Here is a 25,193-nt window from a genome sequence, read left to right as displayed (position 1 = left end):
AATGCACCCTTTGGACGAAATTCAGCTCACCGGACTCACGGTTTTCGGCCGGCACGGCGTGTTCGATCACGAGCGCGAGAACGGCCAAGAATTCGTGATCGACGTGCGCCTTCATATCGCGTTGGCGGATGCCGCGGCATCCGACGATGTGGCTGACACCGTGCACTACGGTGAGCTCGCCGAGAAGGTCGCAGCGGTGGTCGCCGGCGAACCGGTGAACCTCATCGAAACGCTCGCCGTACGCATTGCAGATGTCGTGCTCACGGATGAGAGGGTGCAGCTGACCAGCGTCACTGTGCACAAGCCGCACGCACCGATTTCGCTTTCTTTCGCCGATGTCTCAGTCACCGTGCACCGGGGTCAGAAAGTTGCGCCGTAATGATCCGTAAACCGCCACCAGCAGCACCAGATCCGCGTCCCGGACGTGAGTGGACCACCGCGGTCGTCGCACTCGGGGCGAATCTCGGTGATCGCCGCGAGACGATCCAGTCCGCCGTCGAACGTATCGCGCGGTTGCCGCTCGTTGATGATGTGCGGCTCTCTGACCTCTTCGAGACCGTCGCGGTGCGCGTTGACGGACCCGATCCGGATGCTCCGGGCTATGTGAACGCGGTCGCGCTGGTCACCACGCGTTTGGCACCGCAGGTGCTGCTGGGCATGCTGCACGCGATCGAGGACGAGTACGGACGTGAGCGTCACGAGCGGTGGGGTGACCGGACTCTCGACCTTGACCTGATCACGTATGGCGATATCGTCTCCGAGGATCCGCATCTGCTGCTGCCGCACCCTCGTGCTGGCGAGCGACTGTTCGTGCTGGAGCCGTGGCTGAGCATTGCGCCCGAGGCCAAGATTCCTGGGCTGGGGAATGTCGCCGACCTCGCGGCTCGCCTGCGTGCGGATCCTGTTGGCGATGATCCGGAGCGTCTGTGAAGCGCACATCGGCGACCGCCCTCGTTGTTCTCGCGCTCGTCGCGGGCGGTCTCGGGTATCTGATCGACCAGGTGCTGACCGTTTCGGGGCGTGCGACGTTTACGCCGTCGGGCTTCCTGCCAGTTCTTCTGCTGTTGCTGGCCGCTGCGGTTCTCGCTGTCGCCTGGCCGGTGCGACGCAGCGTGCGCGGACGGACGCCGGGACGCATCGACCCGTTCCGCGCCACTCGCGCGGCGACACTTGCGCGAGCCTCGAGCCTGCTCGGCGCGATCATGACCGGGCTCGGCGCCGGGCTCGGAACGTTCTTGTTGTCACGTCCGGTCGATCCCCAGGTAGGGTCGATTGTGGCGATGGCTGCACTCGTGGCGAGTTCGCTCGTGCTCGTGGCCGCAGCTCTCGTCGCCGAACAGTTCTGCACTCTGCCGAAGGGCCCTGATGACCGACAGCCAGATGACCCCGCCACCGGAGTACCCGCGGGGCACTGAGCCCTCGCCGTCGCCTCTGCCGCCTGCGCCGTCATTCGTGACGAATGTGCCGCCAGCGCCGCCGCCCACTCCGATTGGTGTGCCGCCCGCTCCGGCTGTTGCGCCCGCTCCGGCTTTCAGCGCGCCAGCACCGGTCGCCGCACAGGCGCCGCCAATTACTGCACCCCCGATATTGGACGAGGGCACGTACTCGCAGATTCGTGAGCCTCGCAGCACCGCCCGACTCGCCCTAGACGGCAAGTGGCACCAGATCTCTCCGCGCTACGTCGTGTCCCAGTTCGTACAGAACGGGATCATGCTGGCGATCATCATCGCTGCGGCCCTCATCGTTGGACTGGTCTTTGATCAGCTCTGGGTATGGATCCCCGCTGGCATCCTTATTTTCGTCACCCTGATCACTCTGATCATCCTGCCGCGGCAGGCGAAGGCGATCGGCTACATGCTGCGCGCAGATGACATCGTGTTCCGCAAGGGCATTCTTTGGCAGCGCATCATCGCGGTGCCCTACGGGCGGATGCAGCTCGTCGACATCACGCACGGACCGCTGGATCGCGCCTTCGGCGTCTCGCAGCTGAAGATGGTGACTGCCGCCGCGACCACAGGCGTGCAGATCCCTGGACTCACGCGGGCCGCCGCAGAAGCCTTGCGTGACACCCTCATCGACGTCGCCGAAACTCGTCGGACCGGCCTGTGAGCACGCCCCAGCCGCCCGACCCGTCGCTTCCTGTGTCGCATCCGGCGCAGCCCACCAACAGCGATTCGCTCGCTGATGGCGAATGGCACCGGATGCACCCCCTCACGCCCCTGTTCAAGGGCGGGCTGGTCCTCATCCTCGTCGCGGGCCTCTGCTGAACAACTTCCGTGACCGCATCATCTTCGGCTTCATCGGACTCTTCGCTCCGGAAGAAGCGCACGTCGGCGACTACGGCGGCGGCGACCCGGTCGACTGGGTGTTCGCCAATAACTTGATCTTGGTTGCGCTGTTGATTGTGCTCGGTGTGCTGGCCGTGCTGATCATCGGGTTCTGGATGGTGTGGCGGTTCCAGCAGTTCCGCATCTCCGATGAGCACGTAGAAGTTCGAAAAGGCATCGTCTTCCGATCTCATCGGCGCGCTCCGCTCGATCGTGTGCAGGGTGTCAATCTCACCCGTCCCTTCCCCGCCCGGCTGATCGGGATGGCAAAGCTCGAAGTCGTGGGCGCTGGCACCGACGCGAACGTGGCGCTGGAGTACCTGTCCACGTCCAAAGCTGAGGCAGTGCGGTCCGACATCCTCCGCCTCGCATCTGGCGCACGCGCAGCGCGTCATGCGCGCCAGGGCGGACCGCAGATCCCGGCTCCTGCAACGATGCGCGGCCAGCTCGTCGGTTCGATGAACACCGGCGTGACCGACCTCATCGGCGGCGTTGATCTCAGTGACGTCGAGCCCGAGAGCGTCGTGAGAATCCCCACCGGGCGTCTGGTGGGCTCGATGCTGCTCGCGGGCGTGCTGTGGTTCTTTTTCTTCCTCGCGATCTTTGCGGTCGGCCTCGCTTTCGCGGTCCCCGCGATTCTTGCGGACGGAGACCCCGACGCGTGGATCGGTGTGGTGGCGATTGTGCTCGGAATGGGAGTTCCGTTCATCATCGCGACGGTCGCGATCACCTGGGGGCAAATTTCGAAGTCGTTGCGCTACTCGATCGCACCGACGTCGGATGGCGTGCGCATCACTTTCGGCCTGTTCACCACCATCACCGAGACCATTCCGCCCGGACGCATATTCGGCGTCGAGGTTTCGCAGCCATTCCTCTGGCGGCCGTTCGGCTGGTGGACAATCAAGATCAATCGCATGAGCGGCAAGAGCATGTCCGCGCAGCAGTCCAGCTCGGCGCAGCAGTTCAACGTCGTCCTTCCCGTGGGCAAACGCGCTGACGTCGAGCGTGTGCTCGGCCTGATCCTTCCTGACCTACCCGCCGAGGACATGCCGCTTGTCTGGGAGCACGGGATCCTCGGCCCGCAACAGAATGATCCGTATCGTGTGCTGCAGCCGCGTGCATGGTGGCGTCGGCCGGTCTCGTGGAAGCGCCATGGGTTCACCGTCACCGACTTCGGACTGATCTTTCGCCGTGGTGTCGTATGGCGCAAACTCGCGGTGTTCCCGCTCGCACGTCTGCAAGGCATCTCGAGTGACCAGGGACCGATCGATCGGATGCAACGTGTCGGAGGCCTCACCGCACACAGCGTCACCGGACCGATCAACGGCGATGTGGTCGGCATTGACAGTGCTGAGCTGAATACCGCTCTCGATGAGATCGTCCGTCGCGCAGCATCCGCCGCGAACCGTGACCACAGCCACCGTTGGGCGGAGGCGTCGAATGGATCGTGACGGAAGGCTCGGCGTCGGCATCATCGGTGCAGGACACGTTGGCCCGGTGATCGGTGCGGCGCTCGCCGGGGCAGGGCATGCGATCACAGGGATTACGAGTGGCTCTGACGATGACCGGGTTGCCGGTGTGCTTCCGGGCGTTCCTGTGCTCGAGGCGCCGGAGGTGCTGCGTCGCAGCGAGTTGGTGATCCTGGCCGTGCCGCACGATCAACTAGCTGGGTTCGTCCGGGGCATGGCCGAGCTCGGAGCCTGGCAGGCGGGGCAACTCGTCCTGCACACCGACCCCGCTTTCGGCATTGATGTGCTTGAGCCGGCGCAGCGAGCGGGCGCAATTCCGTTGGCGGTGCACCCGGCGATCTCATTCACGGGTACGTCGATCGATCTGCGCCAGTTGCAGGCGAGCTTTGCTGCCGTCACCGCGCCAGGACCGGTGTTGCCGATTGCTCAGGCGCTTGCCGTCGAGCTGGGCTGTGAGCCGATTGTCATCAGCGAGGAAGATCGCGCGTCATACGCAGAGGCGATCGCTACAGCTTCCGAGTTCTCGAGAGCGATCATCGGCCAGTCCACGTCGCTGCTGCGCGGCATCGGGGTCGAGAACCCGGGCGGATATCTTTCGGCACTCGTGCAGTCGACCGTCGAGCGCGCCTTGCGCGAGGTATCCGATCCACTCGCGCCCTGAGGCGTTCGCTCAGGGCTGGTCTCAGCGGCCGCCGGAGAACCCGCCGCCGCCCCCGCCGCCGGAGAACCCGCCGCCAGATGACCCGCCAGAGCTCGACGAGCTCGGAGCGGAATAGGTCGACGATGAACGCGTCGCCGTGGAGAAGGCGCCCATTCGCATAGCGAAGCCTGCCGACGAGTTGTCTGTCCAGCTGGGGGAGCGCTGGGCGCGGCTGTACGCGTCTTCGAGTACCTCGCCCCACTCGTTCTCTTGGCCGAACAAGATCGCGAAGGGGAGCAATCGCTCGTAGATGTGAATCACATCAACGGTGCCATCGCTGCGGCGTTCTGCTCCGGAATACGACTGCAGCATCCGCAGGCGGTCGGCTTCGGCGACGCGGATGAACTCGCGCACGCCCTCCAGGTACTCGAGTTGCAGGGCGCCGTCTGGGGTGAGGACCGTGTGTTTCCTGAAGCCCTGGATGCTCGCAATCAGCACGAAGACGGCACAGAAGATGAACACGAGGAGCACGGGTCCGGCAGATGCGCGACCGGTGAACATGCCCCATAACATCAACCCGAGCATCACCGCGATCGCCGAGACTGCGATGCTCTGGGTGATCCGCGCCAGGGTGCTGTGCGCCTTCGTCGTGAGGCGACGCTCTTCTGCGGCTTTCGATCCGTCTTTGATGAGCGCTTGCATGCGCTTGGCGAAGGCTTCGCTGTTCTTCGGCATCTTCATGACCGCGTCGATCTCAGTATTGGTGAACAACGCAGTCATCGCGCGGTCATCAAGCGGATCGGGTGCGGTGCCTGCGAGCCGCCGCAGACGAGGACGTCGTTTTTTTCGCACCGGGCTCTGGAAGCTCTTCGAGGCGAAGCAGACCGCGCACGGCGAGGTGCACGATCTCGGCCGTGATTGGATTCTTGGCGCCGGGCACAATCGCGTGGGCTAGAAGAGGCGACATCGAATCCGGCACGTCGTACTGTGCAACAACGACGCCGGTACCGCGGCGTCGGGAGCGAATCATCGCAGAGCTCGCGAACCACCCGACGACCGAGAGTAAGGCTGCGCCGCCACCCAATGCGTATGGCAGTACGTCAGTGGCAGCATTCGGCTCGCGCGCAGAGGCTGGGTCACAGTGCCGGGCTCAAGAGCGATCGCCACAGTGACACCTTCGCCAGCTGCGAGGCCGTCCGCTGTGACACTAAACGTGCCGTTCTCACCAGTGAGCTCGCAGGATTCAGTCGATCGCTCTCGGCCTTGGTAGCACGATGCGTTGCCCGTGAGGTGCGCGGCGAGCTCATCGGAGAAGATGACATCGGCGTGGAAGGAATCGACGTCCTGCGTGCTGTTCAGCGGCAGCAGATCCCAGTAGAACTCATCGACCCCCGTCTCGGAAGCGGCAAGGATGACGTCGCGCATCTCGTACTCGATGACGTAGGTGGTCGAGCCCTGCACGTAGTCGTCGTTGCCGGTGAGGACGTAGAGGAGCCCGTCATCTTCTTCGGTCTCGTAGGGAACCTCGTCGCCGTTCTCGTCGCGCACCGAGAGAATCGTCGTGTTCAGGGTCGCGCCTTGGTAGCTCTCCGGATAGCCGATGACGATGCCGCGGTTCTGATCGAAGTCTGGAAATGCCGCCACGCGGGTCTCTTCGACATGCATCGTCGCACGGCCTTCATCGTTGAGGCTGACCTCGTAGGTCGCATCCCATGAAGTGAAATCGAAGTCGTCGACGCCGGTGGGTGATTGGGCAGCGGATGCGGCGGCAGAGCCGGTCAGGAGCATGCCGGCCGTGACGGCCAGCAGGGCAAGAGAGCGGGGGATCGATTGCCAGAACATACGTCGAGCGTAACGGGGGAGGGTTACCAGACCCTTCGACAGGCTCAGGGACCGCGTTCGGTGAGCGGTCGCAGGGGCGCCCGGTAAACTGAGTGCGACTTCCAAGGAGCCCTTATGACCACCGCGCCTGACGCGCCCGCATCCACCCCTGACGACACCGACGGCGAGGAGATTCACGAGCAGAAGGCCGTGCGTCTGGCCAAGCGTGAGCGACTCATCGCACAGCGAGCGGATGCCGCGGGCGGAGCTTCCCGGTCGGGGTGCCGGTGACGCACACGATCCCGGCGCTGCGCGCCGAGTACGGCGAGCTCGAGGCGGGAGACGAGACCGGAGTTGTCGTCGGCGTTGCCGGACGGGTGGTGTTCAGCCGCAACACCGGCAAGCTCTGCTTCGCGACGCTGCAGGCCGGCGATGGTGCCCGCATCCAGGCCATGATCTCGTTGGCGGAGGTCGGCGAAGAGTCGCTGGCGCAGTGGAAAGAGTATGTCGACCTGGGGGATCACGTCTTCGTCCACGGCCAGGTGATCTCCAGCCGCCGCGGTGAGCTGTCGATCATGGCCGACGGCTGGCAGATCGCGTCCAAGGCGATTTTGCCGCTGCCGAACGCATACTCCGAGCTCAGCGAGGAAGGGCGCGTGCGCACTCGCTACCTCGACCTCATCGTGCGCGAGCAGGCCCGTACAACGGTGCGCGCTCGCGCGGCGGTCAACGCGAGTCTGCGAGCAACGTTCGGCTCGCACGACTACCTCGAGGTGGAGACGCCCATGCTGCAGGTGCAGCATGGTGGAGCATCCGCTCGTCCGTTCATCACCCACTCGAATGCGTTCGACACCGAGCTGTACCTGCGCATCGCGCCGGAGCTTTACCTTAAGCGCGCCGTCGTCGGCGGCATCGAGCGCGTCTACGAAATCAACCGCAACTTCCGCAATGAGGGTGCTGACTCCACGCACAGCCCCGAGTTCGCGATGCTCGAGGCATACCAGGCCTACGGCGACTACATTCAGATGGCAGAGCTCACGCAAGAGCTCGTGCAGCAGTCTGCGGTTGCTGTCACCGGCTCAACGACCGTTACCTGGGCAGATGGCACGGAGTACGACCTGGGCGGTGAGTGGGATCGCATCTCGATGTATGAGTCGCTTTCCGCAGCCTCCGGGCGTACGGTCACCCCGGACGACGCAGTGGAGGACCTGATTGCGTTCGCCGAGGCATCCGGTGTTGATCTGCCGCCGCAGGCGACCCACGGCAAGCTCGTCGAAGAGCTCTGGGAGCACTTCGTGAAGGACGACCTCGTGCGCCCGACCTTCGTTATGGACTTCCCGGTAGACACCTCTCCGCTGGTGCGCGAGCACCGCGCGATCGCTGGCGTCGTAGAGAAATGGGACCTGTACATTCGCGGGTTCGAACTTGCCACCGGGTACTCCGAGCTCGTTGATCCTGTCATTCAGCGCGAGCGCTTCGTTGAGCAAGCGAAGCTTGCCGCGCGCGGCGACGTCGAAGCGATGCGAGTCGACGAGGAGTTCCTGCGCGCTCTCGAGCACGGTATGCCGCCGTCGGGGGGGCATGGGTATGGGCATTGACCGGCTGCTGATGGCCATCACTGGTCTCGGTATCCGCGAGACCATCCTCTTCCCGCTGGTCAAATAGCGGCATCGTCTGCGTCGCGGTGAAACGTCCACTCCGGCAGCACAGCCGCGTGGATCATGGTGTTCATTAGCGACGCCAGCGAATAGGTGGGGTCGATCTCGGTCACCAGCTGTAAGTAGTGTGCGGCGTGTGTGGAACGGCCGAGCGCCCATGACAGCCACGCTGCAGCAGTGAGCGGTGCAGGCTTCGATGCCCGTGGCGCGCGAGCCGCGACGTTGCGGACGATTGTGAGCGCAACTCGGAGCCGGTCGAGGTCAGGGCGAGGCCCGCGGCCGAGGAACACCTCTCCCAGATCGCTCGACACCGCTGTGCGATCGAGTGAGTATCCGAGCTGTGCGCCGAGCGCGCGGAGACCATTTGGAAGATTGCTGGCCCACTGCACCAGTGCGACGTCGCGGTAGCGCGGACGGTCCAGGCACCAGAGCAGCGCTGCGGTCACGTATGGAGGCATGTTCTGTGGCGCGTTAAGCAGGTCTTCGAAGAAGAGCGGCAGATCATCGAGCAGCGTCGCTGCTGCGATCGCCTGCGGATTCTCGCGCTCACGGCCCGTGCCAGGAAAGTTCTGGTGGGCGAGTACGTCAGAGAGCTCGAGCAGAGCGCGACCGACACGCTCCTTCTCGGCGAGATCGATCATGGGCAGGGCGGTACCCGAATCTTGGTCGCCCGAGACATCGCCGATTCCTGGTGCCAGCGGGGCAGTCGGAATATCACCTGTCGGGTGCAGCATCGGGTCATCGTGCAGGTAGCTGGACCACCCATCCGGGGTGACGCAGAGCGCGTCGACAATGCCTAGACCGAGGTCTTCGGTCAGGTTGAGCAGTTCATCGACGACGACGAGACGGCAACACGATGCCGTCTGGCGTTTGCTGCGGTGCCTCGTCGGTGTACACGACAACGGCGACGGCATCCGTCCCCGCGACGCGAGAGACCAAACCGATCGCGGTGTCGACATAGTGCTCAAGGTCGGCATCGGAATGAGGCAGATCGATGCGCATCGCACCATGAGCGCGTGAACGCTGGAACGGCAGCAGCACAATGCTCTGCCTGGGGGTGAACCCGGCGAGGGCCGGGACGAGAGCGAGGAACTCGGCGGAATCAGTAGCACGGAGGACTGTGTTCATGACGCGAGTGTGGCCGATCGGCAGAGCTCAAAACTTCGGTTCCACAGCCTATTCACGCAAATCCCGAAATCCTTGGTTGGTGCAGAACTAGTGGGGCTTCACCGGTGCTAGGCCCGCGTACGATAGAAGGATGGACAGCTACTGGGCGGTTGCGGCGTGGTCGATCCTGCCGACCATCGGAGTGAGCATCGTCTTCTTCTTCGTTCTGCGCGGGATCATTCGATCCGACCGCACCGAACGCAAGGTGCACGCGCGGATTGAAGCCGAGGAACGCGAAGCGCGCGGACTGCCGCCGCGCGTCTGAGTCACGCCGACCAGCCGCGTCAGTAGTACGGGCTACGCTGAGTCCAGACGCCGCATTCGGCGACTGCTGAACAGTGGACGTCGGGGGTGAGGCGGATGGACCAGTGGCCCTGGTGGGTTCTTGCCTTTGCGGTCGTCGTCGACATCGCGATCCGCATTACCGCGATAATCATCATCCCGCGCAACCGCCGTCCCACCGCCGCGATGGCCTGGCTACTCGCGGTGTTCTTCATCCCGTATATCGGCGTCCTGCTATTTCTCGTCATCGGCAATCCGCGGCTGCCTCGCGCACGCCGCCGGAAACAAGATCAGATCAACGCGTATATCGCTGAGACTTCTCACCAGCTGCACTTCGGAACGTTGCGTCCGAACGCGCCGGGATGGTTTCCTCCGCTGGTCGCGATGAACGAGAAGCTCGGTGCGCTGCCGATTTCTGGAGACAACGGCGCGCATCTGATCAGCGACTATCAGCAGTCGTTGGATGCGATGGCCGATGCCATCCGCACGGCGACCGACTACGTGCACGTCGAGTTCTACATTTTGCAATCGGATGACGCGACCGACAATTTCTTCCGCGCGCTCGAAGAGGTCTCGGCGCGCGACGTCGAAGTGCGCGTGCTCCTTGACCACTGGGCAAACCGCTGGAAGCCCCGCTATCGCAAGACGATCAAGCGGCTCACCGCGATGGGCGCGGATTGGCATCTGATGCTGCCGATGCAGCCTTTGAAGGGTCGGATGCAGCGTCCTGACCTGCGCAATCACCGCAAGCTCCTCGTCGTAGATGGCAACGTCGCCTTCGTTGGATCGCAGAACGTCACCGATTCGTCTTACAACCTGCCGAAGAATATTAAGCGCGGTCTGCACTGGGTCGATCTCATGGTGCGCGTCGACGGACCGATCGTGCTCAGCGTCAACGCCATTTTTCTCAGTGACTGGTACAGCGAGACAGACGAAGCACTCGGTGAGATTGACATCACCCACGCCGAAATCGGCTCGGGCGATCTGGACTGCCAGATCGTGCCGTCGGGCCCTGGCTATGAGGTCGAGAACAACCTGCGACTTTTCCTCACTTTGCTCTACGCAGCACGCGAGAAGATCATCATCGTCAGCCCGTACTTTGTGCCAGATGAGGCGCTGCTGCTTGCCGTGAACGCGGCCTGCGACCGCGGCGTGCACGTCGAACTGTTCGTCTCTGAAGAAGGCGACCAGGCCATGGTCTATCACGCACAGCGCAGCTACTACGAGTCCCTGCTCCGCGCGGGCGTGCGGATCTGGATGTATCGCAAACCGTATATCTTGCACACCAAGACTCTCAGCATCGACGACGAGGTTGCGGTCATCGGCTCCAGCAACATGGACATGCGCTCGTTCGGTCTGAATCTCGAGATCTCGATGCTCGTGCGCGGTGAGGAGTTCGTCGCCGAGATGCGTGGGGTCGAGGATGAGTATCGTGCGCTCAGCCGCGAACTCACCCTGGAGGAGTGGCTGCAACAGCCCCTGCGCTCCACGGTGCTCGACAACCTCGCTCGGCTGACTTCGGCGTTGCAGTAACCCGTAACCATTTTGTTCCCCCGCCATGACACGCCCAGCGTTACTCTGAGGCCATGACCACTCCTCTGCGGCTTGCCCTGTATGCCTCCGCTCTCATCGCGGCCACGCTGCTGGTGGCTGGTTGCACCGCATCACCGGCCGCGCCGGCGCCGACGAATTCTCCGGTGACGGATAGTTCGGCCGCCCCGACCTCTCCGGATGACCATGACGACTTCGAGGCGGCATGGCTGGACGACGGACGCTCGTTCGCTGTCGTCACCTGGGGATCTTCGACCTGTGTCCCGATCGTCGACGAGGTCACTGCGGACGGTCAGAAGGTCAGTATCACCCTGAGCGATGGGGCGGATGCCACGAAGGCCTGCACCGCTGATCTCGCCCCGCGGGCCAGCATTGGGGGGCTTCCTGTGGGCGTCGATCCGACCAAGGATGTCGAGCTCGTCGTCACTTATGGCGACAACTCCGACAGTGTTGAACTCGACGGCAATTCCGCACTGACCGGCACCCCCGGTGAATCCACCGATTACAAGCCTTCCGCTGGCTGGTTCGATGACGGCGCTCTGGTGCTGCTCACCTGGGGCTCATCGAGTTGCCCGCCGATTGTCGAGGACGTTCAGGCGAGTGGAAACAGCGGAACAGTCACCTTCAAGACCGAGGACCGCGTATGCACGATGGATATGGCGCCGCGCGCCACGATCCTCGACTTCGGTGACGAGCTCGATGACGATCAGGGTGACGACTTCACGTTGACGCTCGTCGGTGACAACCTCGATGGGACAGTCTCCGTGCGGGCGAACTGATCATTCAGAGCGAATCGACCGGATGCCCCTCAGGCAGAGCCAGTAAAAGCGCATCGGGTGCAATGCGACAGTGGATGCGAACGGCCACCCCGAACTCGTCGCCGTCGAGTTCGATCGGGGTGGGCCCAGTGGCCGCGGCCTCGGCAGTCTGTCCCCGCAAGTAGCGCACTGAAGCACTTTTTCCGCGACGCTGCAGTACGAGTCGTCCCGCGCGGGATCGCCGGAGCACCGAGTTGTCCCACCAAATCTTGCGCCAGACTCCGATCCACCCGAATGGGCCGCTGGGCTGGATGATCGCGACATCCATGAGGCCGTCGGCGATCGACGCCGACGGGATGAGCGAAATGCCGGCGGGTAGCGTGCCGCAGTTGGCGAACAACACACTCTGAACCTTGGTCGAATGCAGCCGCGACTCGTCGAGTTGGTAGACGATGCGGAACGGCTTCGCTTTGGGGAGTGAACGCGCAGCGCCGTCAACGTAAGCGACCCAGCCGACCGACTTCTTCAGATCTGAGCGTGTGTTTGCGATCATGTCGGCATCCAAGCCGATACCAGCCAGGACCACGAACGCATGTTCGTTCGTGTCACCGTTCTCTCGGGTGAGGACGGCCCAACCGATGTCGATCGGGTGGTGGAAATCTCCCAGCGCAGCGCGGATCATCGCCTCCGGCACAGTGAGCGGCAGCCCGAGGTTACGTGCGAGCAGATTTCCGGTGCCGCTCGGCACGATCGCCAGCGGCACTCCGGTTCCGGCCATTGCCTCGGCGACGGCACGCACCGTTCCGTCGCTCCGGCAACCAGCACGACATCTACTCCGCGGGCAATGGCCTGCCTGGTCACTTCCTGCCCGGCATCCTCGACCGTCGTCGGATAGAAGGCGGGCGGTACCCACCCGGCTTGCTTCGACAAATCGCGCACGGCAGCGCGCAGACGCTTCTCGTCAACCTTGATCGGGTTGTAGACGAGCGCCGCCTGTCGTTGGCGTGAGGTGCTTATCCCCATGTCGATCACTCTATGTCCCGCATCCGAACCCACAGGCCACGGCATCTAGACTTGATGAATGATCGACCTCGCTCTCCTTCGTGACCAGCCCGAGCTCGTTCGTCGTTCGCAGCACGCGCGCGGCAATGACGCTGCCACCGTTGATGCGGCGATTGATGCAGATCGATCGCGACGTGCGGCGCTGAGCACGTTCGAAGAGCTTCGTGCCGAGCAGAACGCGTTCGGCAAGCAGGTCGCCAAGGCCCCCAAGGATGAAAAGGCTGCCCTCGTCGCGCAGGCCAAGGACCTGGCAGACCGGGTCAAGCAGGCGCAGCAGATGGCGAACGAGGCGGCGGATGCCGTGGCATCCGCTCTCGCGCGCATCGAGAACATCGTCATCGATGGCGTGCCGGCCGGTGGCGAGGAGAACTTCGTTGAACTCCGCCGAGTTGGTGAAGCCCCGACCTTCGACTTCGAACCGCGTGACCATCTCGCCATCGGCGAGCTTCTTGGAGCGATCGACATGGAGCGCGGGGCGAAAGTCTCCGGTGCACGGTTCTACTTCTTGCGCGGAATCGGTGCGCGTCTTGAGATCGCCCTCATGAACATGGCGCTCGATAGGGCGCTGCAGAATGACTTCGTGCCGATGATCACGCCGACGCTGGTGCGTCCAGAGATCATGCAGGGCACCGGGTTCCTCGGTGAGCACGCCGATGAGGTCTACCACCTCGACAAGGAAGACGACCTGTACCTGGTCGGTACCAGTGAGGTCGCGCTCGCCGGGTATCACAAGGACGAGATCGTCGATCTGAAGGGCGGTGCGCTGCGCTACGCCGGGTGGTCGACCTGCTACCGCCGTGAGGCGGGCTCGTACGGCAAAGACACCCGCGGCATTATTCGCGTGCACCAGTTCAACAAGCTCGAGATGTTCGTCTACACGACTCCTGAAGACGCCGAGGCAGAGCACCTGCGCCTCGTTGCTCTGCAAGAAGAGATGCTGACGGCGCTCGGCCTCTCGTACCGGGTAATCGACGTCGCAGCCGGCGACCTCGGCTCGAGTGCGGCGCGCAAGTACGACATCGAAGCGTGGGTGCCGACCCAAGGTGCGTTCCGCGAGCTCACCTCCACGTCGAACTGCACGACGTTCCAGGCGCGGCGGCTGGATATCCGGTACCGTCCGGCAGCCGATCCTTCGACAGCTTCAGCGACCGCTACGCAGACGAAGACGCAGCACGTGGCAACCCTGAATGGCACGCTCGCGACCACTCGCTGGATCGTCGCGTTGCTCGAGACGCATCAGCAGGCGGACGGTTCGGTGATCGTTCCCGAGGCTCTGCGGCCATACCTCGGCGGGCTAGCCGTTCTGGAGCCGCAGGCGTGAGTGCGCCCTGGCTCGTCGGCCTCGATGTCGACGGAACGATCATTCTGCAGGACGAGACGATGAGTCCTGGCGTGCCGGAGGCGGTCGCGCGGGTGCGAGACGCCGGTCACGTCGTGACGATCGCGACCGGCCGCAGCTGGATGGCGACGGAGCGCTGGGTCGACGAGTTGGAGATCACCCCTGAGTTCGTCGTCTGCTCGAACGGCGCAGTCACCATGCGGCGGGTCGATGACTCGTGGGAGCGCTGGTGGGTTGAAACTTTTGACCCGCGTGCCGTGCTCGCGCTGCTGACGGAGCGGCTGCCAGAGGCCCACTACATGGTTGAGCTCGACTCGGGGATGCGGCTGTTCACTGACGTGGTCGATGACTGGACGCTAGAAGGTGGACGACGGGTCGATTTCGACGAGCTCGGCGCTCAGCCGGTTTCGCGCGTCGTCGTGGTGTCGCCCGGCCACAACGAGGAGGACTTCCAGCGGTTAGTGGCGGAGGCCGGACTCAACGAGGTCTCGTACGCCATCGGTTGGACCGCATGGCTTGACATCGCGCCGCAGGGTGTCGACAAGGGCACCGCTTTGGCGCGCGTGCATGCAGAGCTCGGCATCGCTGAGGGACAGGTCTTTGTCGCAGGAGATGGCCGCAATGACGTCGGCATGTTCGGCTGGGCGCTCGGCCTTGGCGGGCGAGCCGTAGCGATGGGCCAGGCGCCGGATGATGTGAAGGATGCCGCAGGTGAAGTCACCGCGGATGTCGCCGATGGGGGGCTTGCGCTCGCCCTGGACACGCTATTGGTGCATCCAGGGGTCGCCCAGGTGAGGACGAGAGAATGAAAGCGACTAGACTCAACCACTGATCGTCGGATTCGTCCGTCGAGGAGGGTTGTCCGAGCGGCCGATGGAGCTGGTCTTGAAAACCAGTGGGCAGAGATGTCTCGTGGGTTCGAATCCCACACCCTCCGCAGAAAAACTGACTGTGGTACCCCGAGCACTGCGTTCAGATCCGAAAGGCACCGAGTGAGCGAGAAGATCCGTCGCCGCAAGACCGTGGCACGCCATGGCCAACTGCGCACCCCGGGCCCGATCAGCCAGCTCTTGAAGATTCTCGGTGTCGCGCTTGCTGTCCTGCTGGTCAGCGGCGTGAGCATCGGTGCCTTTGTGGTCAGCGACCTTTATGGCACCGCGACAGCGGATGCTGTTGAGCTTGAGGGTCAGAAGCCGGTTCCGCCGGACATCAGCGCGTACAAGGGCGGGTTCGACCTGCTGCTCGTGGGCACTGATAGCTGTGAAGAGGCATACGCCTACCTGTTCGGTGACCGTTGCAGCGGAGCGGACTCCGAGGGCAACCTCAACGACGTGAACATTCTCGTACACGTGTCGGAAGAGCCGCGACGCATCACCGCCGTCAGCTTCCCTCGCGACCTCATGCTTCCGATTCCGGAGTGCACGGATGCCGACGGCAACACTTCGTCGGCGATGAGCAAGCAGCCACTGAACAGTGCGTACACGTATGGCGGGCTGAACTGTGTCGTCCAGACGATCAGCAAACTCACTGGCCAGGACATCGAGTTCGCAGCATCCGTGACCTTCGGCGGTGTGATCGAGATCACCAACTCCATCGGCGGAGTTGATGTCTGCCTTGCCAGCCCCATCTACGACCCGTACACGGGGCTAGATATGGCCGCTGGCACGCATACGGTCGCGGGCTTTGAAGCTCTGCAGTTCTTGCGCACGCGCCATGGCGTGGGCGACGGCAGCGACCTGGGTCGCATTGGCAACCAGCAGCAGTACATGTCGAGTCTTGCCCGCAAGCTCATCAGCGGTGAAGTGCTCGGCAACGTGCCGACGATGCTGCGGCTAGCCAACACCGCACTCAGCAATCTTGAAGCGAGCACCTCGCTTACTAACCCGATGACGATCGTGCAGGTCGCGCTCGCGGTGAAGGACGTGCCGTTCGAGGACATCGTGTTCCTGCAGTACCCGACGTATACGGACTCCGCCGACCCGAACAAGGTTGTTGCCGACACGGGTTCAGCGCAGATGATGTGGGACGCGATCAACGCGAATCAGCAGTTGCAGATCACGCACGAGAACAATGCCAACGAAGGCGTGGTTGTTGAAGGCGCCGTGCCGGAGCGCCCGCTCCCGACCCGGCAGCCACCGATGCGCCTGTGCCGACCCCGGCCGACAACATCGCCGCGTTGCCCGATTCGATCAAGGGTAACTCTGCCGCGCAGCAGACCTGCTCGAACGGTAACGTTCGCTAGTAGTCGAGGTCAGCGCGTCGTCGACGCGCGTCGATCGGATGGCCATGAACTGTTTCCCGGGCAGTTCAACGCGCAGAGAGCCTGCAGGATGCGTGCCGGGGATCGGCTCGACCGTCATGTTCCAGGTGTCGATGACCTCGACGGACCATACGCCTTCCGGAAGCAGCACGTTTCTGAACCGCGGCCGGTTGAAGCCGAAATACCCGATATGGACGCGCCCGCCGACGCCGCCCCACGGGACATCCCAATCGCTCGGCAGCGGATCCCACACGCCCTCCGGTGCCTGCGCAATGAGACGTTCGAGGAACCCGATGCGTGCGGGCGAGGTTCCGTGCAGCACACCGCCTTTGGACCACCAGAGCACGTCGTCGTCGAGCCCGAGCGGTTCGGGTAGATAGGTTTCGCCGTGTCCGACATACCCCCCACGGATCGCACCCTCCCAGAAACGACGAACTATCTCTTCGCCGGTGATGTTGCCCCACCCCTGATCGATGTCGCCCTCATAAGCGCACTCGTCGATCACGACAGGTTTGCCCCAGCGCTCGCGCCACTCGTCGGTGTTCTCCGCCGTGCGGTACACGTCGACACGCTGCACGCTGACGTGGGTAATCCACGGCATCGCTTAGTCGTAGAACGGTCGACAGTTGTGGATCGAGTTCAAGTGCCCGAACGCGTCTTCCTCGCCGACCACAGCGGCCAGGCGCTCCCAGTCCGCGGTGTCCTTCGACCACAGCAGGTCGTACTCGTTGGCCATCGACCACCACACGTTTGAAAAGCCAGACAGGCGCCGTACGACGTATCGCAAGTATCGCTCGTCAACGGCGGGGCCAAGGTCAGCGAAGTCCCATCGGTCGTACGCGTGGAAGAGAATGAGATCGGCTTCGATGCCGAGCGCGCCCAGCTGTGAGATGCGCTTCTCGAGGTTGCGGAAGTGTTCCGGATTGAACTGTTCGAGATCGAAGCCTTCGGCGAGCGATCCTAGAAAAGGGAAGTCTTCCGGTTCGTTCGCGTTGTACAGATACGACTTCGGAAAGATTCACATGCGCATTTTCGTGAATGGCGCGTCCGCGAGAGTCGCGAGAGTCTGCTCTTGAAGTGACTTCCGCTGGTGCGTCCAGGCGTAGGCAGTCGTGCCGAGAGGCAGATGACGGGTGCCGTCTGCGTGACGGAAGTGGAATCCGTCGACGCCCACGGGGCCGTGCGATCCTTCCCTTGCAGCACCAACCGTCACCGATCCGGTGAGCCCATCCAACGACCGCGCCGTCGATCGCGTCGTGAACGTCCACCGGCCTTCACGATCAGCGAGAGCACGGATAACGTAAGTGCCATCGCCGTCGTAGAAGCCGCCCACCCGGATCTCTTCGCCATCGCGCACAAAAACGGCGTCGAGCTCGACATCGACGAATGGATTGCCGTGTGAGGGGCCGGCGATGCGGATCTCCATCGGATCCCAGAGTGCGACAGCATCCGGAAGCGCCGCCCCTGCCGAGGCACGCGGTACCGCGATGTCTTCGTACGAGGGGTCTGGTGCGAGTGCGGGTGCGTACGGGGCTCGCGACTCACCGTCGCCGACCTCCGACAGCGCCGCCCACAGGCGCTCCCGTGCATCGACAGACTCAAGCTCTGGCACGAGCGCAACAAGCTGGCCGAGACGTACGCCTCGGTACTGCACGGCCATCGGTGACGCCGCGATGCCGGGAAGATGCCTTTCCAGCACTGCCCGTCCCGCAGGGCTGTCGAGTGTGTCACCGAAGGTAGAAGCGCGATCGAACAAGATCGACCCTCTCGTCAGGTTGTGGCGGTGCGCACTGCGTCATCGACGCGGGTGAGCACCTCCGATGGAGTGAACATGAGGGCACTGGAGAGCCGACGCCCGGCACCCCAGACCGTATCGGTGCGGACGGCTTCCGCTCGTTGTGGATCGATCTGAGTGAGCGTGTCGAGCAGTGCCCGGTACGCGCGCGGGTCATCGATCACATCGGCGAGTGTCGCCTCGAGCCCCGGCAGCGCAGGTCGCGCCAGAGTGGGTTGTGCACGGTAACGCCATTCGTGGGCTCCCGCGGTGATCTCCGCGGGAGCCCCGGGGATAGACACCTCAGCGGTCGTGTTGGCAGGCACGACCGCCGTGACGACGATCTCCTCACCGTCGGCACAGGGCACGCGGCGCCACGACACGGATGTCATGCCATACGGTGTCTCATGCTGTGCTGAGGCGTGCGTGAGAGCAGAAAGCGGCCGCGGCGCGATGCGCAGACGACGATAACCAGGCTCTGCTGGTGCGAGGCCGGCGACCGTGCGGTGCAACCAGTCAGCGACGGCGCCCAGTGCGTAGTGATTGAAGGAGGTCATCTGTCCCGGGTTGACGGTGCCGTCCGGTAGGAGTGAGTCCCATCGTTCCCACACAGTGGTTGCGCCCATGGTCACGGGATACAGCCACGAGGGGCACTCCGTCTGCAGGAGCAGACGTTCGGCTGCGGCGAGGTGGCCGCCAGCGGTGAGAGCGTCGGCCACCAGTGGCGTGCCGACGAAGCCAGTGCTGATCCGGTAACCGCCCTCTCGGACGAGCGCGGCCAGTCGATCGGCGAGGGCCTGGCGCTGCGTCGAATCGATCACGAGATCGAATTCCAGTGCGAGCGCATATGCCGTGACCGCGTCGCTCATCATCCGGCCAGCGGGTGTGATGTACTCGGCCACGAACGCGGCACGACTGCGCTCGGAGAGCGTCGCATATGTCTCGGCATCATCATGGTGGCCGAGCAACGCCGCGGCTTGCGATACCTGACGCATAGAGCGGGCGAGGTAAGCGGTGGCGACGATGTCGGAGTCGACCTTCGCCTTTCCGGGTTTGTCGGCGGGAGCGGAAGGGTCGAGCCAATCGCCCAGCTGCATTCGACCGGCCCAGAGCCCCGTGTCGCCAGCATCCTTCAGCACCGTGTCGACCCACGCACGCATGCTCGGGTACTGCGCGGCGACGATGCCGATATCGCCGAAGCGTTCGAAGAGCACTGACGGCACCACTGTCGCCGCATCTCCCCAAGCTGCTGGAGTGGCTGCACCGTCGGCACCAAACCCAGGAAGCGCTGCGGGCACGACGACGGGCACTGCGCCGTTGTTGTGCGACTGCTCATGGCTGAGATCACGCAGCCAGGAGGTGAGAAACCCGTTGCAGTCGTATAGGAAGCTCGCAGTCGGCGCGAATACCTGAATGTCACCGGTCCACCCCAGGCGCTCATCGCGCTGCGGGCAGTCAGTCGGGATCGAAAGGAAGTTGCCGCGCATGCCCCACACGATGTTCTCGTGCAATTTGCTCAGCAGCGGATCGGATGCTTCGAACCAACCGGTTCGCCGCATGTCCGTGTGCAGTACGACGGCTTAGATGTCGGCGGGATCGACGTCGAATCCGGTCAGCTGCGCGTAGCGGAAGCCGTAGAACGAGAAGCGGGATTCGAGCACATCGTCGTCGCCGGAGAGGTCGAACGTTGCGGTGGCTGCAGAGTTGCGCAGTGGGCGCAACGACAGCTCACCATCTCGAGAACTTCGGCGTGTTTCACGATCAGTCGTGTGCCCGCTGCGCCACGGACTCGGATGCGGAGCCGACCGACGAGGTTCTGGCCAAAATCGAGGATGCGACCACCGGACGGCGTGGTGAGCACGTCAGCAACCGGCAGAGACTCGATGCGACGTACTGGTGGGGCGATCCTCGCCTCGGGTGCGGGGACGTTTTCATAGCCGGGGAGGTGCGCTGCCCCGACGCGAGCCGGAGCCCAGTCTGATGAGGTGCGTTGGAGGTCTTGGTGCTCGCCGGCGTAGATGCCGGATTCGACGACTGGTCCGTCGCCTGCTGCTTCCCATCCCTCGCCCGTCGCGCCGAGCGTCTCGGTTGAACCGTTTGCGTACGTCACGCGGAGCTGAGCGAGGAATGAGGGTTGCGTGCCGTAGAGGCGGTCGGCGAACGCGAAGAAGCCGTACTTCTCGGTGTACCAGGCCCCAGCGATCGATGCGGTGAGTTCGTTGGTCCCCACGTGTACGAGAGCTGTGACATCGACGCTCTCGTGCACGAGCCGATCACGGTAGGCCGTCCAACCGGGAGCAAGGATGTCATCGGAAACAGCCGCTCCGTTGAGCTCTGGTTCAGCGACACCGAGCGCTGTCCAAAACAGCAAAGCCCTCTTGATTGGCCGCTCGACGTGGAACCGTGAGCGAACGACAGCCGGCTGAGCCGCGCGGTCGGGCCTGGCGAGCCCCACCGGCCGCGCGATCCATTCGCCCTCGGCAAGATACCCCGATTCGACCCGCAATGATGCGCTCCATGGTGTTTGAGCGCCAGAAGTCGCCCTCGCACGTACGCGTACATCGCGTGCTTCTCCCACTGTGAGGGGCGCGAACGGCCATTCGACAAGCACACCGTCGCGTCCCACGATTTCGATGGTGTCACGACCGTCGGTGAGTTCCGCAGAGTCCTGCAGCCAACCGTTTGCGGCGGCGTTCACCGTCCAGCTCAGTCGTGGCGTCGGGGTGGCGACGAACGCGGTATCGTCGCGCAGCTCTGCGCGGAGCGTCGCGATGCACGGCGTCGCGTCCGCGGCATCCGTCACTCGTCGTCTCCTTCGGCGCTCCAACTCTGCACCGCGACTTCGCCGGAAACGGCGTACACGCCGATGACGCGACCGGTGAATGACTCGCAGGTCTCGGAGGAGAGGAAGCGGCCATCGACCTGCGCGAGTTCGTGGCGTTCACCGTCGATCGTGGCTCCGAGGTGGAACACGTCGCTGGTGCGGGGGAAGCCCGTCGACGACTCTGGTCGGCGGGAGTCGATGTGCAGATCCAGCACGGTCGACGTGAGCGGTGCTGTCCACTCCTGGACGAGATCCGCGACCACAGCTCGCGCGGTCAGCAGCCCATTGCCTGCTTCGATCTCGACGTGGAAGCGTTCGTCATACCGTACGGCGAGCCCGCCGACGCCGGAGCGCACATCCAGGTGCACGGTCACCGCGTTCGTGAGATGCTCCTGGCGCCGGCCAAGGAAGACCGGGTGCGGATCATTCAACGTTGTTCCCGTGCCGTGGAGGGTGAGCGCATCGAGTCGTGCCGTGAGATCGGCCACTTCTGCCGGCAGAGTGCGGACCGCCATCCACTCGGCATCGAGAGCCCGCTGCGACGCGAAGTCGATATCTACGCGTGTGCCCGCTCGGTGGTTAAGGAGAACCGGGTCGATCACGGGCCAGCCGTTGTCTTCCCAGCGCACCGATGTCACAAACGTTTCGCGCCCGAGTGCCGAGAACGCGCGAGTCATGCTGCGTGGTCGCACGCCGAGCAGCACACACAGCCACTCGCCGTCCGGCCCGATCACCGCCGGGTAGTAGCCGGCAATGGGAGTGTTCGCAGCGGACGTGTTGGTTGGACGGTATTACCCGCGTGCGATGGTCAACGCGGGTCGAAGCGCATCGGCTCGTGCGTCCGTGCGACGAGTGCGCGGAGCTGGTCGAGCGTCTCGGGGGCGGCGCCCAGGGCGCGCGCCTGCACGAGCACGTTGCCGAGTGCGGTCGCCTCGACGGGCCCGGCCAACACGGGAAGACCCGAGCGGTCAGCGGTCGCCTGGCACAGCAGCCGGTTGAGCGAACCGCCGCCGACGAGATGGATGCTGTCAAGCTCACGCCCTGACAGATCGGCCGCGGTCTGCACCGCTGCCGCGAATGCCGCGGCAATCGACTCGACGATCGTGCGGGCAAAGGCAGACCGACTTTCCGGCGCGTCGGAGCTCTGCGCTCGCAGTAGGGCCGCGATGCGGGCGGGCATGTCACCCGGCGCGCTCAGCGACGCGTCATTCGCATCGAACAGCGGGATGCTGTCGGTCACAGCGGCAGCGGCATCCAACAGCTCCGACAGGTCGATCTTCATCCCATCCTCCGCTTCCCACGCCCGTACAGTCTCGCTGAGCAGCCAGAGGCCCGTGACGTTGTGCAGGAAGCGGTAGCGCCCGTCGACGCCGAGTTCGTGCGTGAAGTTCGCCTCGCGCGCAGCATCCGTCAGCACCGGCTCAGTGAGTTCGACACCGACGAGACCCCAGGTGCCGCAGGAGACGTATGCCGAGTTCGGAGACGAGAGCGGGGCGGCGACGACGGCGGATGCTGTGTCGTGCGAGCCGACCGCGATGACAGGAAGTTCCTTGCCGATGCGCGCAGCGAGTTCGGGGCGCAGCATCCCGATCACCGATCCGGGGTCGACCAGGTTGGGTAGTATCGCCGTCGGAATGCTGAGGCGCTCGGCCAGTTCGGCATCCCACTCACCGGAGCGCACACCCAGCAGGCCCGTGGTCGATGCGTTCGTGCGCTCGGCAACGCTGGTGCCCGTCAGAAGGTACGCGATCAGATCCGGAATGAGCAGAGCGGTGTCAGCATCCGTGAGTCGTTCGTCGACGCGGTACTGATACAGAGTGTTGAACGCCAGAAACTGCAGTCCGTTGCGCTGGTACAGCTCTGCGAACGGCGCAATCTCGTGCACCTCGGCGACGCCGCGTACGGTGCGCTCGTCGCGGTAGTGGAAGGGCTGCGCGAGCAGTTCGCCGCCCCGCAGCAGGCCGTAGTCGACGGCCCAAGAGTCGACGCCGATGCTCTCGATGGCAGGTTCGCGCCGCACAGCCTCGGCGAGACCGTCGACGATATGGATATAGAGCGCGTCGAAGTCCCAGTGCAGACCATCTTCACGCTCGACGGGCCCGTTCGGGAAGCGGGCGACGAGCTCAAGATCGAGCGTGCCCTCGCCGACGCGCCCGATCACGACGCGCCCGCTGGTCGCCCCGAGGTCGACGGCGGCGACCGCGCGGACACTCTCACTCATCGCAGGAACGCCGCCGCCACGCCGGAGTCGACGGGGATGTGCAGGCCGGTCGTGCGGCTGAGCTCGGGGCCGGTCAGGACGTAGACCGCATCCGCCACGTTCTCCGGCACGACCTCGCGCTTGAGGATCGTACGGTTCGCGTAGAACTGGCCGAGGTCCTTCTCTTCGACTCCGTATGTTGCGGCGCGGTTCGCACCCCAGCCCGAAGCAAAGATGCCTGAGCCGCGCACGACACCGTCGGGGTTGATCCCGTTGACGCGGATGCCGAACTCGCCGAGTTCCACGGCCAGCAAGCGCACCTGGTGGGCCTGGTCGGCCTTGGTCGCCGAGTAGGCGATGTTGTTCGGGCCCGCGAAGACGGAGTTCTTCGACGAGATGTAGATGATGTCTCCGCCGAGCTTCTGGTCGATGAGCACCTTGGCTGCGGCCTTCGACACGAGGAAGGAGCCCTTGGCCATGACGTCGTGCTGCAGGTCCCAGTCCTTCTCGGTGGTCTCCAGCAGCGACTTCGACAGCGAGAGGCCGGCGTTGTTGACGACGAGATCGACCCCGCCGAAGGCGAGCACGGCGTCATTGATTGCGGCCTGCACAGCATCGGCATCTGCGACGTTGGCGGCGACACCGATCGCGACATCGGTGTTTCCGAGTTCTGCGGCGGCGGCCTGCGCCTTCTCGAGATCGAGGTCGGCGACGACGACGCATGCGCCCTCGGCGGCGAGACGGACAGCGATGGCCTTACCGATTCCGGATGCTGCGCCGGTGACGAACGCGATGCGGCCCTGGTGCGACTTCGGCTTCGGCATCCGCTGCAGCTTCGCCTCTTCCAGAGCCCAGTACTCGATGTTGAACTTCTCGGCATCTGAGATCGGGGAGTACGTCGAGAGCGACTCCGCGCCGCGCATGACATTGATCGCGTTTGTGTAGAACTCGCCGGCAACGCGGGCGGTCTGCTTGTTCGCTCCGTACGAGAACATGCCGCGCCCGGGATCAGGACGATGAGCGGATCTGCGCCGCGGATCGCGGGGGAATCGGCGGTTGCGTGCGCGTCGTAGTACGCCTGGTAGTCGGCGCGGTATTCGGTGTGCAGCTCGTGAAGGCGTGCTATCTGCTCTTCGACAGTTGCGGTCGTCGGCAGGTCGAGGATGAGCGGCTTGACCTTGGTGCGCAAGAAGTGGTCGGGGCAGCTGGTGCCGAGTGCGGCGAGGGCGGGCGCGTTCTCGGATGCCAGAAAGTCGAGCACGACGTCAGAGTCGGTGAAGTGGCCGACCATCGGCTTGTCGGTAGAGGCGATGCCGCGGACCGTGCCCGCAACGGCCGCTGCGCGCTCACGGCGCTCGGCCTCTGGCAGTGCCTCGAAGCCTTTACGGGTGCCGCCGAACGGCTCGGCCTTGCCGTTCGCCTCGATGTAGGCGGCGGCAGTGTCGATGATCCAGAGTGAGCCTGCCTCTGCCTCCTCCGAGGTATCGCCCCACGTGGTGATGCCGTGCCCGCCGAGGATGCAGCCGATCGCGGCAGGGTTCTGCTTCTTGATCTCCGCGATGTCGAGCCCGAGCTGAAAGCCGGGACGGCGCCACGGCACCCACACGGCCTTTTCGCCGAAGATCTTCGAGGTCAGCTCCTCACCGTCGGCGGCCGTGGCGATCGCGATGCCGGAATCGGGATGCAGGTGGTCGACGTGCGCAGCATCCACCAGGCCGTGCATCGCGGTGTCGATCGAAGGCGCAGCCCCGCCCTTGCCGTGCAGGCAGTAATCGAACGCGGCGACCATCTCGTCTTCACGCTCGCGCCCGGGTAGACGTCGACGAGCGCGCGGAAGCGGTCGAGGCGCAGCACGGCGAGACCCTGCTCCTTGAGCGTGCCGAGGTCGCCGCCCGACCCCTTGACCCACAGCAGCCCAACCGGCTGACCCGTGACAGGGTCGGTCTCGGTGCCCTTGGCTGAGGTGTTGCCACCGGCGTAGTTGGTGTTCTTCGGATCCGCGCCGAGGCGGTTCGAGCGCGCGAGAAGAGCAGCGGCAGTGGGGTTCGTCATGAGAGCTCC

23 protein-coding genes, 1 tRNA gene and 4 pseudogenes are annotated in these 25,193 nt (G+C 64.3%); 14 read left to right on the top strand and 14 right to left on the bottom strand.

The window, feature by feature from the left end; all coding sequences use genetic code 11:
* The first annotated feature begins 1 nt into the window (after position 1).
* The 6 genes from folB (at position 2) to DC31_RS11560 (ending at position 4,457) form a co-directional block, all read left to right on the top strand.
* On the top strand, positions 2-379 hold the full coding sequence (gene folB, locus DC31_RS11585; RefSeq protein WP_036280186.1) for a dihydroneopterin aldolase: 378 nt from the start codon (positions 2-4) through the stop codon (positions 377-379).
* On the top strand, positions 379-930 hold the full coding sequence (gene folK, locus DC31_RS11580; protein WP_036280183.1) for a 2-amino-4-hydroxy-6-hydroxymethyldihydropteridine diphosphokinase: 552 nt from the start codon (positions 379-381) through the stop codon (positions 928-930). Before folB ends, folK begins: the two co-directional genes overlap by 1 nt.
* Positions 927-1,415, top strand: a complete 489-nt coding sequence (locus DC31_RS11575) for a DUF3180 family protein (RefSeq protein ID WP_036280180.1) — start codon at positions 927-929, stop codon at positions 1,413-1,415. Before folK ends, DC31_RS11575 begins: the two co-directional genes overlap by 4 nt.
* A gap of 154 nt (positions 1,416-1,569) precedes the next feature.
* Complete coding sequence (locus DC31_RS11570) at positions 1,570-2,109, top strand: PH domain-containing protein (RefSeq protein WP_051606851.1); 540 nt, start codon at positions 1,570-1,572, stop codon at positions 2,107-2,109.
* A gap of 82 nt (positions 2,110-2,191) precedes the next feature.
* A complete protein-coding gene (locus DC31_RS11565) occupies positions 2,192-3,778 on the top strand; it encodes a PH domain-containing protein (protein WP_235201459.1) in 1,587 nt (528 codons plus the stop codon).
* Positions 3,768-4,457, top strand: coding sequence for a Rossmann-like and DUF2520 domain-containing protein (locus DC31_RS11560; RefSeq protein ID WP_036280178.1), 690 nt, complete (start codon positions 3,768-3,770; stop codon positions 4,455-4,457). The genes DC31_RS11565 and DC31_RS11560 overlap by 11 nt, the downstream gene beginning before the upstream one ends.
* A gap of 21 nt (positions 4,458-4,478) precedes the next feature.
* Here the strand turns inward: DC31_RS11560 and DC31_RS19990 are convergent, their stop codons facing one another.
* Genes DC31_RS19990 through DC31_RS19980 form a run of 3 tightly spaced genes read right to left on the bottom strand, consistent with a single transcriptional unit; the run spans position 4,479 to position 6,278 of the window.
* Positions 4,479-5,216, bottom strand: coding sequence for a DUF2207 family protein (locus DC31_RS19990; RefSeq protein WP_051606833.1), 738 nt, complete (start codon positions 5,214-5,216; stop codon positions 4,479-4,481).
* Positions 5,217-5,226: 10 nt separating this feature from the next.
* On the bottom strand, positions 5,227-5,466 hold the full coding sequence (locus DC31_RS19985; protein WP_051606831.1) for a DUF2207 domain-containing protein: 240 nt from the start codon (positions 5,464-5,466) through the stop codon (positions 5,227-5,229).
* Positions 5,463-6,278, bottom strand: coding sequence for a DUF2207 domain-containing protein (locus tag DC31_RS19980; RefSeq protein WP_051606829.1), 816 nt, complete (start codon positions 6,276-6,278; stop codon positions 5,463-5,465). The genes DC31_RS19985 and DC31_RS19980 overlap by 4 nt, the downstream gene beginning before the upstream one ends.
* Positions 6,279-6,392: 114 nt before the next feature.
* Here DC31_RS19980 and lysS point away from each other — a divergent pair.
* A pseudogene (gene lysS, locus DC31_RS11550) lies at positions 6,393-7,922 on the top strand (lysine--tRNA ligase).
* On the opposite strand, the gene DC31_RS17075 reads toward lysS, so the two are convergent.
* Together DC31_RS17075 and DC31_RS19975 are read right to left on the bottom strand one after the other, a co-directional pair.
* Entirely contained in the window at positions 7,915-8,649 is a 735-nt protein-coding gene (locus tag DC31_RS17075; RefSeq protein WP_327036856.1) for a DUF4192 family protein, read from the bottom strand. The pseudogene lysS and the gene DC31_RS17075 sit on opposite strands and share 8 nt — an antisense overlap.
* 94 nt (positions 8,650-8,743) lie before the next feature.
* Complete coding sequence (locus tag DC31_RS19975) at positions 8,744-9,043, bottom strand: DUF4192 family protein (RefSeq protein ID WP_036280176.1); 300 nt, start codon at positions 9,041-9,043, stop codon at positions 8,744-8,746.
* 130 nt (positions 9,044-9,173) lie between these two features.
* Between DC31_RS19975 and DC31_RS18755 the strand changes: the two genes are divergently transcribed.
* From DC31_RS18755 to DC31_RS11530, 3 genes are all read left to right on the top strand, one after another.
* Positions 9,174-9,347, top strand: a complete 174-nt coding sequence (locus tag DC31_RS18755) for a hypothetical protein (protein WP_200872918.1) — start codon at positions 9,174-9,176, stop codon at positions 9,345-9,347.
* 95 nt (positions 9,348-9,442) lie between these two features.
* Entirely contained in the window at positions 9,443-10,897 is a 1,455-nt protein-coding gene (gene cls / locus DC31_RS11535) for a cardiolipin synthase (RefSeq protein WP_036280174.1), read from the top strand.
* A gap of 53 nt (positions 10,898-10,950) precedes the next feature.
* A complete protein-coding gene (locus DC31_RS11530; protein WP_036280172.1) occupies positions 10,951-11,694 on the top strand; it encodes a hypothetical protein in 744 nt (247 codons plus the stop codon).
* A gap of 4 nt (positions 11,695-11,698) precedes the next feature.
* Here DC31_RS11530 and DC31_RS11525 read toward each other — a convergent pair whose 3' ends face one another.
* Complete coding sequence (locus tag DC31_RS11525) at positions 11,699-12,472, bottom strand: diacylglycerol/lipid kinase family protein (protein ID WP_327036855.1); 774 nt, start codon at positions 12,470-12,472, stop codon at positions 11,699-11,701.
* Positions 12,473-12,754: 282 nt separating this feature from the next.
* Between DC31_RS11525 and serS the strand changes: the two genes are divergently transcribed.
* The 4 genes and pseudogenes from serS to DC31_RS19520 form a co-directional block, all read left to right on the top strand.
* Positions 12,755-14,056 carry a serine--tRNA ligase gene (gene serS / locus DC31_RS11520; RefSeq protein ID WP_036280170.1) on the top strand — a complete coding sequence of 434 codons (1,302 nt, stop codon included), beginning with the start codon at positions 12,755-12,757 and terminating at the stop codon, positions 14,054-14,056.
* A complete protein-coding gene (locus DC31_RS11515) occupies positions 14,053-14,883 on the top strand; it encodes an HAD family hydrolase (RefSeq protein WP_036280168.1) in 831 nt (276 codons plus the stop codon). The genes serS and DC31_RS11515 overlap by 4 nt, the downstream gene beginning before the upstream one ends.
* Before the next feature lie 43 nt (positions 14,884-14,926).
* Positions 14,927-15,011: transfer RNA gene (locus DC31_RS11510), tRNA-Ser, on the top strand.
* A pseudogene (locus DC31_RS19520) lies at positions 14,980-15,807 on the top strand (LCP family protein); the annotation flags it as partial. The gene DC31_RS11510 and the pseudogene DC31_RS19520, both read left to right, overlap by 32 nt.
* Before the next feature lie 456 nt (positions 15,808-16,263).
* Here DC31_RS19520 and DC31_RS19515 read toward each other — a convergent pair.
* From DC31_RS19515 to DC31_RS11480, 8 genes and pseudogenes are all read right to left on the bottom strand, one after another.
* Positions 16,264-16,935, bottom strand: coding sequence for a DUF5605 domain-containing protein (locus tag DC31_RS19515; RefSeq protein WP_235201478.1), 672 nt, complete (start codon positions 16,933-16,935; stop codon positions 16,264-16,266).
* A gap of 3 nt (positions 16,936-16,938) precedes the next feature.
* Positions 16,939-17,121 (bottom strand): hypothetical protein, encoded by a 183-nt coding sequence (locus DC31_RS20575; RefSeq protein WP_442921899.1) that lies wholly within the window; start codon positions 17,119-17,121, stop codon positions 16,939-16,941.
* Between the two features lie 231 nt (positions 17,122-17,352).
* Positions 17,353-18,090, bottom strand: coding sequence for a DUF5060 domain-containing protein (locus tag DC31_RS19505; RefSeq protein WP_235201458.1), 738 nt, complete (start codon positions 18,088-18,090; stop codon positions 17,353-17,355).
* A 14-nt stretch (positions 18,091-18,104) separates the two neighbouring features.
* Positions 18,105-19,667: an alpha-L-rhamnosidase-related protein gene (locus DC31_RS19500; RefSeq protein ID WP_235201457.1), complete on the bottom strand. Its 1,563-nt coding sequence runs from the start codon at positions 19,665-19,667 to the stop codon at positions 18,105-18,107.
* A gap of 21 nt (positions 19,668-19,688) precedes the next feature.
* A pseudogene (locus DC31_RS19495) lies at positions 19,689-20,911 on the bottom strand (family 78 glycoside hydrolase catalytic domain).
* Positions 20,908-21,666, bottom strand: coding sequence for a hypothetical protein (locus DC31_RS11490; RefSeq protein ID WP_051606827.1), 759 nt, complete (start codon positions 21,664-21,666; stop codon positions 20,908-20,910). Before DC31_RS11490 ends, DC31_RS19495 begins: the two are co-directional and overlap by 4 nt.
* 74 nt (positions 21,667-21,740) lie before the next feature.
* Positions 21,741-23,153, bottom strand: coding sequence for a rhamnulokinase (locus DC31_RS11485; protein WP_036280166.1), 1,413 nt, complete (start codon positions 23,151-23,153; stop codon positions 21,741-21,743).
* Positions 23,150-25,184 (bottom strand): annotated as a pseudogene (locus DC31_RS11480) (bifunctional aldolase/short-chain dehydrogenase). The gene DC31_RS11485 and the pseudogene DC31_RS11480 overlap by 4 nt, the downstream one beginning before the upstream one ends.
* Positions 25,185-25,193 lie beyond the last annotated feature (9 nt).

Origin of the sequence: Microbacterium sp. CH12i, from assembly GCF_000685355.1 — a bacterium.
In the GTDB taxonomy this organism is placed as follows: Bacteria; Actinomycetota; Actinomycetes; order Actinomycetales; family Microbacteriaceae; genus Microbacterium.
The sequence above is the reverse complement of the archived record's forward strand: the minus strand, read 5'-3'. Positions and strand labels throughout refer to the sequence as shown.

Coding starts and splice junctions, on each gene's coding strand:
- DC31_RS19500 (WP_235201457.1), bottom strand. CDS start 19,667: ATGCGGCGAACCGGTTGGTTCGAAGCATCCGATCCGCTGCTGAGCAAA.
- DC31_RS11530 (WP_036280172.1), top strand. CDS start 10,951: ATGACCACTCCTCTGCGGCTTGCCCTGTATGCCTCCGCTCTCATCGCG.
- DC31_RS19980 (WP_051606829.1), bottom strand. CDS start 6,278: ATGTTCTGGCAATCGATCCCCCGCTCTCTTGCCCTGCTGGCCGTCACG.
- DC31_RS17075 (WP_327036856.1), bottom strand. CDS start 8,649: ATGCTGCACCCGACAGGTGATATTCCGACTGCCCCGCTGGCACCAGGA.
- DC31_RS19515 (WP_235201478.1), bottom strand. CDS start 16,935: ATGCCGTGGATTACCCACGTCAGCGTGCAGCGTGTCGACGTGTACCGC.
- cls (WP_036280174.1), top strand. CDS start 9,443: ATGGACCAGTGGCCCTGGTGGGTTCTTGCCTTTGCGGTCGTCGTCGAC.
- DC31_RS11485 (WP_036280166.1), bottom strand. CDS start 23,153: ATGAGTGAGAGTGTCCGCGCGGTCGCCGCCGTCGACCTCGGGGCGACC.
- DC31_RS19975 (WP_036280176.1), bottom strand. CDS start 9,043: ATGAACACAGTCCTCCGTGCTACTGATTCCGCCGAGTTCCTCGCTCTC.
- serS (WP_036280170.1), top strand. CDS start 12,755: ATGATCGACCTCGCTCTCCTTCGTGACCAGCCCGAGCTCGTTCGTCGT.
- DC31_RS11565 (WP_235201459.1), top strand. CDS start 2,192: ATGGCACCGGATGCACCCCCTCACGCCCCTGTTCAAGGGCGGGCTGGT.
- DC31_RS18755 (WP_200872918.1), top strand. CDS start 9,174: ATGGACAGCTACTGGGCGGTTGCGGCGTGGTCGATCCTGCCGACCATC.
- DC31_RS11560 (WP_036280178.1), top strand. CDS start 3,768: ATGGATCGTGACGGAAGGCTCGGCGTCGGCATCATCGGTGCAGGACAC.
- DC31_RS19990 (WP_051606833.1), bottom strand. CDS start 5,216: ATGACTGCGTTGTTCACCAATACTGAGATCGACGCGGTCATGAAGATG.
- DC31_RS19985 (WP_051606831.1), bottom strand. CDS start 5,466: ATGATTCGCTCCCGACGCCGCGGTACCGGCGTCGTTGTTGCACAGTAC.
- folB (WP_036280186.1), top strand. CDS start 2: ATGCACCCTTTGGACGAAATTCAGCTCACCGGACTCACGGTTTTCGGC.
- folK (WP_036280183.1), top strand. CDS start 379: ATGATCCGTAAACCGCCACCAGCAGCACCAGATCCGCGTCCCGGACGT.